This window comes from Natronorubrum marinum (genome assembly GCF_052040125.1).
Lineage (GTDB): Archaea > Halobacteriota > Halobacteria > Halobacteriales > Natrialbaceae > Natronorubrum.
This window is the reverse complement of sequence record NZ_JBPPFV010000004.1, coordinates 190,360-202,619: the sequence shown is the minus strand read 5'-3', so window position 1 is coordinate 202,619 and position 12,260 is coordinate 190,360. Positions and strand designations below refer to the sequence as shown.

General features: G+C 59.6%; 11 protein-coding genes and 2 pseudogenes. 9 read left to right on the top strand and 4 right to left on the bottom strand.

Translation table 11 applies throughout. The features are described from left to right. The first annotated feature begins 128 nt into the window (after positions 1 to 128). The 3 genes from ACSFC5_RS20920 (at position 129) to ACSFC5_RS20910 (ending at position 2,725) form a co-directional block, all read left to right on the top strand. Positions 129 to 359, top strand: coding sequence for a DUF2071 domain-containing protein (locus tag ACSFC5_RS20920; RefSeq protein ID WP_440767152.1), 231 nt, complete (start codon positions 129 to 131; stop codon positions 357 to 359). Positions 360 to 587: 228 nt separating this feature from the next. Continuing rightward, positions 588 to 1,865, top strand: coding sequence for an MFS transporter (locus ACSFC5_RS20915; protein WP_440767151.1), 1,278 nt, complete (start codon positions 588 to 590; stop codon positions 1,863 to 1,865). Continuing rightward, a complete protein-coding gene (locus ACSFC5_RS20910; protein WP_440767150.1) occupies positions 1,862 to 2,725 on the top strand; it encodes a DUF8173 domain-containing protein in 864 nt (287 codons plus the stop codon). The genes ACSFC5_RS20915 and ACSFC5_RS20910 overlap by 4 nt, the downstream gene beginning before the upstream one ends. 97 nt (positions 2,726 to 2,822) lie before the next feature. On the opposite strand, the gene ACSFC5_RS20905 is transcribed toward ACSFC5_RS20910, so the two are convergent. After that, positions 2,823 to 3,686 carry a hypothetical protein gene (locus ACSFC5_RS20905; protein WP_440767149.1) on the bottom strand — a complete coding sequence of 288 codons (864 nt, stop codon included), beginning with the start codon at positions 3,684 to 3,686 and terminating at the stop codon, positions 2,823 to 2,825. A 134-nt stretch (positions 3,687 to 3,820) separates the two neighbouring features. On the opposite strand from ACSFC5_RS20905, the gene ACSFC5_RS20900 reads away from it, so the two are divergent. The 5 genes and pseudogenes from ACSFC5_RS20900 to ACSFC5_RS20880 all read left to right on the top strand — a co-directional run. Continuing rightward, positions 3,821 to 4,195: an ABC transporter permease gene (locus ACSFC5_RS20900; RefSeq protein ID WP_440767148.1), complete on the top strand. Its 375-nt coding sequence runs from the start codon at positions 3,821 to 3,823 to the stop codon at positions 4,193 to 4,195. 247 nt (positions 4,196 to 4,442) lie between these two features. Further along, a pseudogene (locus ACSFC5_RS20895) lies at positions 4,443 to 4,610 on the top strand (transcription initiation factor IIB family protein); the annotation flags it as partial. Positions 4,611 to 4,689: 79 nt separating this feature from the next. After that, entirely contained in the window at positions 4,690 to 5,202 is a 513-nt protein-coding gene (locus tag ACSFC5_RS20890) for a winged helix-turn-helix domain-containing protein (protein ID WP_440767147.1), read from the top strand. Then, entirely contained in the window at positions 5,199 to 5,651 is a 453-nt protein-coding gene (locus ACSFC5_RS20885; RefSeq protein WP_440767146.1) for a toxin-antitoxin system TumE family protein, read from the top strand. The genes ACSFC5_RS20890 and ACSFC5_RS20885 overlap by 4 nt, the downstream gene beginning before the upstream one ends. A 10-nt stretch (positions 5,652 to 5,661) precedes the next feature. After that, positions 5,662 to 5,865 (top strand): annotated as a pseudogene (locus ACSFC5_RS20880) (DUF7568 family protein); the annotation flags it as partial. A 569-nt stretch (positions 5,866 to 6,434) separates the two neighbouring features. On the opposite strand, the gene ACSFC5_RS20875 reads toward ACSFC5_RS20880, so the two are convergent. Both ACSFC5_RS20875 and ACSFC5_RS20870 read right to left on the bottom strand, forming a co-directional pair. Beyond that, the gene (locus tag ACSFC5_RS20875) at positions 6,435 to 7,574 is read right to left on the bottom strand and encodes a tyrosine-type recombinase/integrase (protein WP_440767145.1); all 1,140 of its coding nucleotides are present in this window, start codon (positions 7,572 to 7,574) and stop codon (positions 6,435 to 6,437) included. Positions 7,575 to 8,176: 602 nt separating this feature from the next. Continuing rightward, entirely contained in the window at positions 8,177 to 9,583 is a 1,407-nt protein-coding gene (locus tag ACSFC5_RS20870; protein WP_440767144.1) for a phosphohexomutase domain-containing protein, read from the bottom strand. A gap of 147 nt (positions 9,584 to 9,730) precedes the next feature. Here ACSFC5_RS20870 and ACSFC5_RS20865 point away from each other — a divergent pair, with 147 nt between their 5' ends. Beyond that, positions 9,731 to 10,714, top strand: a complete 984-nt coding sequence (locus ACSFC5_RS20865) for an ROK family protein (RefSeq protein ID WP_440767143.1) — start codon at positions 9,731 to 9,733, stop codon at positions 10,712 to 10,714. 17 nt (positions 10,715 to 10,731) lie between these two features. Here ACSFC5_RS20865 and ACSFC5_RS20860 read toward each other — a convergent pair whose 3' ends face one another. Beyond that, positions 10,732 to 12,243, bottom strand: a complete 1,512-nt coding sequence (locus ACSFC5_RS20860) for an aldehyde dehydrogenase family protein (protein WP_440767142.1) — start codon at positions 12,241 to 12,243, stop codon at positions 10,732 to 10,734. Positions 12,244 to 12,260 lie beyond the last annotated feature (17 nt).

Sequence of the window (12,260 nt, the reverse complement as noted above, 5' to 3'; positions counted from 1 at the left end):
CCAGTCACGACGCCCGCTGAGGGGGTCGATTTTTGATAGAGGCCACCACAGAATTGTACCGCCTTACTTTTTTATGGGTAGCGAAACGGCACCGCAACTGACTGCTTTCAGGAGCAAATTCCGCGACGGTGAGGAAACGCTACCGCTACTATTCCGAAGCTCCGGATGGGGCCGTCCGCTACGCTGATATCCAGCATGACCCGTGGCCGTTGTACGACGCCAACGTCAAGATTGTGGAGAACACGCTCTTTGAGGCAAATGGGTTCCCGACCCCAGACTTAAATCCGATCTATCTTTACAGTCCTGGTGTGAAAACAATTGCCTCCAAGAACAAACGATTGACATCCTCCCTACCATGAAGAGTGAGGATTGCTAAGCGTGGGGATATTCCGGTTTACAATCTACCAATTGTTCCTGCGGTTGGAATCCGCTGGATAATCTCGCTCTACTGATTGTATCGAGGGTGATGAAGTGACGTATATGGATGACAACACCTAGTAATAACCTCAAAAACATTTGAGTTGTATCGTTGGCAATATATAAATCGAGAAACAATATTTATACTGGGTTGAGGAACACAGTACTCTATGAAGCTCTTCGATTTCGTCCGTGAGCGCCAGTGGATTCCAATCACTGGCTACCTAATCTACGTCTCTGCGCTCACGGCGGGCTACTACTACAATCTTACCTTCGTTCAGTTGGGATTGACCGATCTCGGGACGCGAGAGATCGGGATGACCCCCGAGGATGTTTCGATAGTGATGGCCGTACTCGCGCTTCTCACACTCGTCGCCGCCGTCAGCAGCGGCCTCGTAATGGATCGGCGTGGGTGGAGTACCGATTTGTACGTGAAGTTTCGCCTGCTCTTTCTGATTATTCTCGTCCAGTTGTTGCTGACGATTGCTGCTCCGTTCGTGAGTACGGTCGAACAGTTCGTGCTCTGGGTCGTCGTCTGTTCAGCCACGCTCGGACTCGGCATCCCGGTGACGTTCAGCTTCATGCTCGATTTTATCCCTGTTAGAGACCGTGGATACGTCGCCGCGGTCGTGGCGGGCCTCTCGTTTTTCGTCGCAGCGCTGTATCCAGTCGAGTGGCGGATTGACGAGTTCAGTCTCGTCATGAGCGCGATGATGGTCCCAGCAGTGCTGATCCTGGCCGTGCTTTCGGTGAAGCGGTTCGCGTTCGTCGATACCCTCGCCGGGCAGCACGAACGAAGTACGTTTGGGATCGGACGGTTCTGCCGACCGACGTCGGTTCGGACACTGAGCGTCGCGTTCTGGGGACCGGTCCTGTTGATGTTCGGCGTCTTCTTCATCGATAGCCTGGGATTTCTCCGAATCATCGAGGAGCCGCTCTACATTTACACGTCCTGGCAATCGCCAGACCTGAGCGTTCGGTTGTTCATTGCCGTGTTGCACATCGTCGGAGCGCTCGCCGCCGGCGTCCTGTACACGAATTTCGATCGGAACTGGGTGTTTTTCTGGGTGTTCGGCCTGTTCGCGTTCACGCACCTGCTGTACGTGTTCGACTTCCAGTTTGGAGTCGGCGAGACGCCTGCGCTCATCCTGCCGATGTTCTACGTGCTCGCGGTCAGCTTCTATACGACGCTCAATTTCGCACTCTGGCCGGATCTCTCGACCACCGAGACGATCGGTACGCATACGGCCCTCGGCGTCGGAATCGCGGGGTGGCTGGCAACGTTCATGAGTACCGCCCTGGCACTGTACTCCGAGGGAATCGGACTCCCGTTCGGGAGTCACATGACGTACGTCAACGCACTCTCGCTGCTGTTCATCGTCGCGTTGCCCGTACTGCTATACGTCCATCGAATGTTCGAGTTAGCACGTGGAGAGGTATCGTCATGAATCTGGAACTCATTCCGCTATTGATAATCGTCCTGCTCATGATCTCGGCCGGCGGGGTGGACGTCGAAACCACCGAGTTGGTCATCGAAGGTGACCACGAGATCACCGAGCATCGGGGCGCGTTGATCGTCGGCGATGCGACCGTCACAATTCCGGACGACGAAACGATTTCCGGACCGGTCTACGTCATCGGCGGCGAGTTCCAGATTCACGGGGAAGTCGAAGGCGACGTAACGCAACTGTCGGGGTCGCTCGTCGTTGAAGACGGAGGAACGATCGACGGTGAACTCCAGCACATCGGTGGGACCGAGGAGTTTGCGGATAACGCGGTCATTGCTGAGCGATCCACTGTCGAGTTCGCGCCTGCCGAACCCGGCCCGATCGCTGCGTACACGCCGGTCGTGCTGACGACCTTGTTCCTATCCCTCATCGGGGCGTGGCTCTCCCGAAAGCGTCCAGTGTTGCTCGAAAATATCGGAACGACCGCGCGGGACCATCCGGTGATCAGCCTTACCGTGGGCGCACTCCTCTCCGTGACGTTCCTGGCAGTGTTCGTGTTCATGGCGTTTACCCTGGTTCTTCTTCCTGTGAGCATCCTCGGACTCCTGATCGGCCTGGTGACGATTGCTTACGGGATCATCGGATTGGGATATCTTGCCGGGAAGCAGTTGGACACGCCTAGGGTTGGGCTGGCGACCGGAATCGGCGTCGTCGGTATCATGGTCTTGTTACAGGTGGCCGGCGCAGTTCCAATCCTCGGTGATCTAATCGCAGGCGGGCTCCTTCTGATCGGCCTTGGGGCCGTCGTGGTGACGTACTTCGGACTACAGAAGTTCGAGCCGGTATCGCTGCCTGAGTGACAACGGACTCGGTACGTCACATTCGGTGGATCCTGTATCAAACTACGAGTGAACGACTATTACCTTCTTCCTCAAGCAGACGTAGCCCGGCCTCTCGCTACGCTGCATCCCCGCTATCGGAACTTGTTCCTGCCCAGGCTGGGTCGGACTCGGGATCGATCGCCATTAGAAATCGACCCATCAGCCCCAGACTGATGGCTGTCAACGTTCCAAAGATGAGGATCTGGGGCAGCCGTACGGACTGTCCATCGAGGATCATGTATCCGACCATTGCTAAGACTGCGCCGCCGAGCGTGGCGATCTTCACGAGCAGGACGGCGGTGAACGCGTATCCCCAGGCCCGACGGTTCCAGAGCCAGTAGGCCGTCAAGGCAAATGCAGGGACGATGATGCCAAGATCCAGCGAGTAGATTACTGACGTCGGGAGTCCTGGTTCGGCGATGCTCGCCGGTGTCGTCCCCGAGAGGGTCGCCGGCAGAATCTCCGAGAACCATAGCAACGAGACTAATACGGCCAGCGATAGCTGGAAGGCGACGTAGGGGCGGACGGATGCCTCATCGAGGTCCTGTTTCAGCGTCGCTGCGTCAAGTCGAGCCATCCCGCCGACGAACGTAAACAGCGTCAGCCAGACTAACGTCGTATACACGAGGTATAGTTCGTTGAACGCGGTCATGAAGGCGTACGAAGCGTAAGTATACAACAGGTAGCCAGTCACGCCAAGCCAAACGACGTAGCCTCGTAGTGACCCGCGGTTCGCGTAGTACAGTGAAATAGCGAGGGCTGGAACTCCAACCACGAGCGTTAACAGGTCTTGCCCGTATATCTGGGGGAGTAACACTGGGTGATCTCGGTAGAAGTTCGGGACGAGCAGTCCAACACTGGTGGCAACTGTCGTCAGTAGTAGCGTCGTGAGTGATGCGAGACGGTACGGGCGGGGAATTGGTATCTGAGACACGCTCACCACCTCAGTCGTTTCTCCGATCGGCGTCGCGGTGCACTAGCATGGTTTTTGACACGGGCAGTGACGGGATGTTGCATTCGGCGCAAACATCATATATCGAAACAATCATTCTGAGGCACTGTATAAGTACAGGCATGAGGAGCCTCCTGACGTACGTGGGATTAATCATCCTTGTTGGACATGGGATTGTTCATCTTCTCGGCACCGTCGTGTATCTCGGACTCGCCGACGTCGCCGAATTTCCCTACAAGACGACGCTCCTCGGTGGTGCGGTGAATGTAGGGGACATGGGTATGCGTGTGTTCGGAGCCCTTTGGGCTGTGGCTGCCATCGGATTCGTCGCCGCCGCCGGCGCAGTGCTCGTAGACTGGGACCACTGGCCGTTGTTGGTGAGTGCGGTCGCGGTCTTTTCGCTGGCCTTGACTGTCCTTGATTACACAGTCGCCTACGCCGGCATCGTCGCCAATTTGGGAATCCTCGTCGCAGTGGTGTATTCTCAATTCATCTGACTCGGATTCGTTGGCAGGACGGTACTGAGTATCCTGTGGAATCTGTTAGCAGACGAGCTTATCTCTCACATCTGGTACCAGAGAAGATTCCAGTACCAGAGCAAGCCCACGAACGCAACTGTAGCGAGAGCGACCAACGTGTAATAAAGTTGTCTCCACCGTCCCCACGCACGGTTCCACATAGCGGTACCGGCGATGACGACCGTTACAATGCTTGCTACTGCCCCAGCAAGAGAGGGAACCGTGAGGAGTAGCGTCGGGCGTCAAACCATCAGTATTCGCAGCCGCCTGTCTGTACAAGGCGGGTCGCGAAGAGGGACGATGGCTGACGCAGGCGGAAGTCGCGGAGGTGGCGAGCGTCACTGCAACGACCATCCGGTCGCATCAAGACACGTTAGAAGAGCAGGTAGCCTGACGATGCTCCTATACAAGCACTGTCGAAAGGAATAATTTTCTTAGGAAATTATCTGTTCATAGAGTGCGTAGCACCCAGTATGACCGAGACGTGGGATGACATCAACGAGCAGGTCAAAGCGGACTGGAAAGAGGATACCACGCCATTCGAGCGGGTGTACGAAATCGTTGAGCAAACCCACGGTGGGCAGTCGGCAGCCGATATCGCCGACCGCGCCCTCGTGAGCGAACCGACGGCACGTCGACACTGCAAGGCGCTCGTGAACACAGGCTTCGCCGAGACGGAGCAGGACGGCCAAACAACGCTATACAAGCGAAACAGCGACCGGGTGTTGATGTCCCGGATCCGCGAGCTTCGTGAAGAAGTCACTCGGCCGGAGTTGCTCGACAGCATCAAGGAAATGAAGGACGAGATCCGGCGCTATGAGGACCGCTACGACGTGGTGTCACCCGAAGAGCTCAGCCAGCAACTCGACGCCGACGAGACGGAGGGCTGGGACGACCTCACCGCGTGGCGAACGACGCGGCAGAATCTCGCCGTCGCCCAAGCAGCACTTGCCTACGACGAGGACAGCCACCAGCTCGCTGTATGAGCGAGGACGACCGAGCCGGCGAGTTCGGACCGATCTATCTCCCGGCGCTTCAGCGGATTCGTGACCTCTGGCTCGAGCGTGAGCCGTTAGCCGACGCAACCTCATACGATGACGTCGTCGCACCCACGGAACTGCAGATCAGTCTCAGCGATGGCCTTGGAGACGCCGACGCTGCGCGACTCGATATCCAGTGGAGCGAACCGGGGATGTATTCGTTTCAGTACGTCGATAGCGAAGACGTCAATTGGCGATTCGATCGGCACCCGAATACACACTCACCCGAGATCCATTTCGACCCTCCTCCCGAGGCCGCCACGACGGCAGCCAAACCGTCCTGTATCGACGTGACCGAGGTGTCACTCGTCACTCGTGTAGTCCATACGATGTGGCGAGCAGCGTACGAGGACGATGACCTGGATCGGTTGAATAGTGCGTCAAACCCACCGTAAGGAGGACTACTACGAGAGTCAAAAAGACGCGAAATCGTTCCGTAGAGAGCTCCACGAACGGCCAGCGCCCGAACCGAGTTGTCTCGAGTGTCCGAACGATGACGTCCTCGTCGGTAAGAAAACAGCTGACAGCGCGAAAGTACAGCGCTGGTTCGACTGTCCCGACTGCGGGTACGAAGCGCCCTCGCGAATTGTGTACGGCGCCGAGCGCTGATTGATGGGAACGTATCTGCGGTGATGTTTATTTTGGGCCGGAATGGGTGGCCCGTCTCAATCGGGCCAGATCCATAAATGAGTCTAGAAAGAATGGCTCGATGTCCAGTGTCCACACCCCATCGTGTCCAGTGTCTTCGCGACCATTTCGGTATTCGGACGACTACCCCAGTTTGTCAGTGTCTCAGACTTGTTCCGACTAACTTCACGACCTGCTCGCGTCTCAAACTGGCGTAACTAGATACCTCCCAAAATAGTGCCCAATATATTTTGATTGCTTTTCGAACTGATCTAACTACACGTTGACTGTGGTTCCATCGATACCTCGTAGATCTACTTTTCGGTAGAATAGACACCTATTGAAGATATTGTAACTACTGAAAATACTGTGGCCATTTTCACTCTATTCGAGTCTCAAACGGGTCTCCCACAGTATTATGAAGTCAGACGCAACCAACGACAGAAATCCTTCTTCAAGAGAGAAGCCATCGGATCGGTATTCATAGGGACAATAATACCCTCGCTTCCGTGAATGGCCACAGATTGCGTCGTCACATGGGGCCAACCGCCTCACGCATCGTGTTCTGTAAAGGCGTCACCAGCGTCTTTAGCCATCTCTTTCGCCTCGATGTGCGAGTACGACTGTCGGACCACTTCCTCGCTGTTGTCCAGAAGCCGAGCGGCCGCAGTGAACCCGCGCTGGCGGACCATCACTTCGCCGGCGCCACGTCGGCCGCCGTGTGGTGCGAGATAGCCGTGCTTGTCCTCGAGTTCGATCCCCGCGTCCGCACACAGCCGTCGCATGATCCGTCGGGCGCCATCCGTGTTGATCGATGGTGGCGCCAACTCGTACTCACGAAACGCCTCGAAAACGTCCAGTTGACCGGTGAGCCCGTCGACGAGTGCCTCGATCTCGTCCGACGTCCAGCCGCGTTCGTCCCGTAGACCCGTACGGAGCGTCTCGTAGAGCGAGGGCAGGTGAAACGTCGGAAACACCGGCCACTCGTCGCCGACGGGATCGACGATTCTTTTGTATCGCGACATGGGATTTATGGCCTGTTTCGTCAACGACCGGTCGGACCAGTCCTGTTTCTTCGCGAGGACGGTCATCCGTCGGTCCTCGAGCGAGACGTCCCCCCATCTGAGCCCGTTTCGCCGGTCGTCCTTCGGATCCGCAAAAATTTCGCCGCCGCGAACGCCGGAGTAACAGAGGACGTAGACGAGCGCCCGGTCGCGGAACGCTCTGATGGCACCGAATCCCTGCTCGTCGAGGGCATCGTGGGCACGTTCGTCGACGTATCGGGTGATCTGCAACCGATGCTCGTCGGTCCAGGCCTGTTGGTCGCCCGACCGACGGCCGTCGTTCTCCGGCAGCGGCTCCTTCGCGACGTTTCGCTGGGCGTAGTTCGCCTCGAGGAGCCCCTCACGAACGCACCAGCCGATATAGGCGCTGACTTGCGCATAGTAGGTCCGAATCGTCCCCGGCGCGAGTTCGCGACTCGCGAGTTTGCGGGCGTACCGCCGAAACGTCCGCTCGTCGATCTCGTCGAATGTTGTTCCCGACCGTGAATCCGCCTCGAGCCACTCGAGGAAGTCCTCGACACAGCGCTCGAGGTTCCGCCGATAGTTCCCGCTTCCCTCGCCGCCCTTGGACTTCGACCTTAGGAACTCCTCGAGCGGCGCCCCAACGGCTGTCGGTTTCGAATTCACGCTCGATCACCCTCGAGAGCCCGGATCTGGCTAGATTCCATTGATCGTGATTGATAGAGGGAGGTGACCATCATAAAACCACACTTGATTATTGTGCTAATCAAGTGTGATCTGTTGTGGTATCCAATCTGCAGATATCACTAGTTTGAGGGACTCAACGGGAAGATCCACTACTGTATAAACTGCTTAATGATATATTGAATGAGCCGAAACGGTGACTCTTTTGGCCGTGGCTTCCTCGGTGATTTCGCAGTGGTAGCGAACGTGGAGATGTCCAATTGTAGAGAGCCAGAGCGTCGCACGTCGGCCACTCATGTTTTCGAGTTCGAAGCCGTCATCAGAAATCTTCGATTTCTGATTGCCCATCAGACGTAGTCTGATGACCGGACTACGAGTACCTCGTCCTCTGGAACTCCCTCGGTGACTTTCATTTGTGCGTTTCGACCTTGCGATCGTTCTCTCTTTTGCCTGGAACGGGTTGAGAGGTTCTGCTGGAACCGTGCAACTGGAGTGTCTGTCAGCGTACCGGGCTCGATCCCGAGATCAACTCTAAGGCAGTCTCCGAGACCGCTTGTAAACTCCGATTCCGCCAGTAAAACGGGTTAGGCGTACTGTGCTTCGACGAGTTTTCGCCCGGCTTCGAGGAGCGGCTCGAGTTGGTCGGCAGTCGGCGTCTCGGCGTACACTCGCATCTTCGGTTCGGTACCGCTCGGTCGGACGAGAATCCAGGAGCCGTCTTCGAGGAGCAGTTTGTAGCCGTCGAGACCGACGGTATCGACCACGGGGTGGCCAGCGACGGTATCGGGAAGCGCCGTTTCGAGACCGGAGATGACGTCGTCCTTCCGGTCGTCGGGACAATCGACGCTGATCTTGTCCGCGTGGATTTCGCCGTACGTCGCGAAGAGGCGGTCGAGTCTGTCGTCGATCGGTTCGATCGCGGCCGCTGCGGCGGCTAACAGCGCGACGAGCACACCGTCTTTCGTGCCGATGTGACCGTCGATGGTGAACCCGCCCGATTCCTCGCCGCCGAAGAGTCCGCTGTGTGTCGCCATCCCGTCAGCGATCCACTTGAAACCGACTGGCACCTCGTGTACGTCGGCGTCGTACTCGGCGGCGATCCGATCAATCAGGAACGTCGTCGAAACCGTTCGGACGGCGGCCCCCGTCACTGCCGCATCGGCGAGCAACGCTTCGTAGAGTACCGCGAAGAGGAGGTTTCCGTTCAGTACGCCTCGGTCGGGAGTACAGACCGTGATCCGGTCGGCATCGCCGTCGTTCGCGATGGCGAGGTCAGCGTCGTGCTCGGCGACGATCGACGGGAGCTCGGCGAGCGTCTCGGGACTCGGTTCGGGCGCTCTTCCGTCGAAAGTCGGGTCGCGATCGCTGCGATGGCGGACGATCGTCGCACCGGCGGACTCGAGTAGCGCGTCGGTAATCCCTCGACCGCTGCCGTGGATGGCGTCGTAGACGACCGTGAGATCCGAGAGATCGGTACCGAAGTACCGTTCGGTGAGTTCGACAGCGTGCGTCGCGTGGGCGTCGACGGGATCGTAGCGGGAGACAGTTCCGCGTTTGGCTTCGGGCAGTGGAGCCGGCGGTGCAATGTGGTTCTCGATCGCATCGGTGATCGACGGCATGGCGGATTTGGCGTCGCCGGGGATGAACTTCACGCCATTGTATTCTGGCGGGTTGTGCGAGGCGGTGACCATCGCCGCGCCGGCGAGGTCTCGATCGACGACCGAGTGGGCGACGACGGGCGTCGGCAAGTCTCGATCGGTGACGAGCACGTCGAAGCCGGCACTCGAGAAGACGTCCGCGAGGTTCGATGCGGCGTCGGGCGACGTGGCCCTGGCGTCGTAGCCGACGGCGACGGTGTTTTCGGACGGCGTAAAGCCCTGTTCTTCGGTGAGGTACGTCGCGATGCCCTGTCCGACCAGTCGCACGTTTTCGTCCGTGAAGTGCTCCCGCGTCGCTCGCCAGCCGCCGGTCCCGAAGCTGATCGGACTCATGGAATACCGTACCGAAACGAGAAACATAAACGCTCGGCAGTACCGACCTAACGGACCGTTTGATCGTCGCAACACGACGCTTCCATCAGTGGCACGTAGAGTAGACTACGCGCACAGTTAAGTCGACTCAGTGGATGATTCTTGGTAATGTACGCCGTCGGCGTCGATCTCGGTGCAACGAACGCTCGAGCAGTCGTCGGTTGTGACGACGGTGCAATCGTCGGCCGTGCCAGAGCCGAGACGCCGCAGGGACCGACCGCCGACGCGATCACGCGGGCGGTGCTCGACGTTGTTCGAGAGGCGTGTAGAGACGCGTCTATCGAGCCATCGGCCGCCGTCGGCGCTGGTATCGGATCGATGGGAGCGATCGATCGAGTCAAGGGAACAGTCGGCCTCTCGTCGAATCTGGGACGCGACGGAGCGTCACTCGACCCGATCCCGCTCGTCGATCCGCTCGCGAACGTGCTCGAGACGGCGTCGGTCGTCCTTCACAACGATACGCTGGCAGGAGCGATCGGCGAACACCACCACACTCACCCTGACGTCGACTCGCTCGTGTACCTCACTATCTCTTCCGGCATCGGCGCTGGCGTGATAAGCGACGGCAGCCCGTTTCTGGGTGCGGACGGCAACGCCGGCGAAGTCGGCCACATGACGATCGACGCCGCGGGCCGCCTCCCCTGTGGCTGCGGGGCGACGGGCCACTGGGAAGCCTACTGCTCGGGGAACAGTATTCCCGCACTGGCTCGACTGCTGGCTGCGGATGCAGATGCGGATGCGAAACCGGAGACCGCGCTTCCACTCGAGTCCGACGAACTTACCGCCGCACGGATCTTCGAGCGCGCCGGCACGGATCCGCTCGCGACGCGCGTCGTCGACCGGATCGCCGAACTGAACGTACTCGGGATGGGGAACGTGATCAACGCGTATTCGCCAGCCGTCGTCAGCGTCGGCGGTGCGGTCGCGCTCAACAATCCGTCGTTAGTCCTCCAGCCGATCCGCGAGCGGATCGACTCCCAACTCGTCGTGCAGACGCCCGAAATCGTGTGTAGCACCCTCGGCGAGGAGGCCGTCATCCAGGGCGCGCTTCGCTGTGCGTTCGCGGACGAAAGCGACAAAACGGACGTGTGACCGCGGGACGACGCCGATCAGAAGCGCTCGTCTTCGGTGTCGTAGAACCACTCTTCGGGGTAGGGGTACCACCAGTCGTGCACCTGCGGGCTCCAGTCGATGACGCCCATCTTCGTCTGGCGGAACGCGTCCAGCCCCTGCCGACCCAGTTCGCGGCCGATACCGGAGTGCTTCCAGCCGCCGAACGGAATCGCGTCGTTGTCGATCATCGGGTTGTTGATCCAGACCATGCCCGCCTCCAGCGTCTCGTAGGCCCGCATCGCCTCCTCGAGATCCGTCGTGAACACTGACGCGCCCAGTCCGAACTCGGAGTCGTTCGCTTCTGCGAGCGCGTCGTCGAAGCTCCCGACCCGACAGATGGGAGCGATCGGACCGAATATCTCTTCCCGAACGACGGCCATCTCCGGGGTCGCGTCCGTCAACACCGTCGGCTCGTAGAACCAGCCCGTCTCCTGATCCGGCGGCACGCGCCCGCCGCACTCGAGTGTCGCTCCCTTCTCGAGGGCGTCCTCAACCAGTCGCTCGACGTTGTCGCGGGCGGCCTCGCTAACGAGCGGACCGATCTCGCTGGATTCGAAGCCGTTGCCGACGCGCAGCGCGTCGGTCATCTCGACGAGGCCGTCGACGAACTCGTCGTGGACGGCGTCGTGAACGTAGAACCGCTCTGCGGAGGTACAGACCTGGCCGGAGAGGTGAAACGCGGCCGTCGTCGATCCGGCGATTGCGACGTCCATCGGCGCGTGTTCGGTGACGATGAGCGGGTCGTTGCCGCCGGCTTCGATGACGGCAGGCATCAACTGCTCGCCAGCGGCCGTACTCACCGCCTGTCCGGTTTCGACGCCGCCGGTAAAGGCGACGGCGTCCGTTCCGTCCGACCGGATCATCGCCTGCGCGGTTTCGCCGCGACCGGTGAGACACGAGACCAGCCCTTCGGGAAGCGTCCGGAAGTGTTCCATGAACTGGAGCGTCGAGAGCGGCGTCTGTTCGGACGGTTTGACGATCACCGCGTTTCCGGCCGCGAGCGAGGCGGCGACCGTCCAGGCCGTCAGCAAGACGGGGAAGTTCGAGGGAACGATATGGACGGTGACGCCGTAGGGAAACGCCCGGTCGAACTGGAACGAGTTCGCCTGCGTCGAGCCGGGGACGTTCCCCTGGTCGTCCCGCGCCAGTTCGGCGTAGTACCGGAAGATTCCCGCGACGTTCGCGATTTCCCCCTCCGCTTCGGGGTAGGGCTTGCCGTGTTCGCTCGTCATCAGCGTCGCGATGGGCTCGAAGTCGGCCGCCTCGAGCGAGTCGGCGACCTCGTGGAGCGCCGTCGCGCGCGTTCCGGCAGGTTCGTCACCCCACGCTGCCTGCGCCTCGGCGGCGCTCTCGATGACGTCCTCGACTTCATCCGGATCGCAGACCGCGACGGTCCCCACCGCTTCCTCGGTCGCCGGGTCGATCACGTCCGTGGACTCGAGCGAGTCGCTCTCGCGGAACGCGCCGTCGACGAAGACGTGGCAGCCGAACGGATCGAAGCCGCTCACTGGCGTGCACCTCGGTT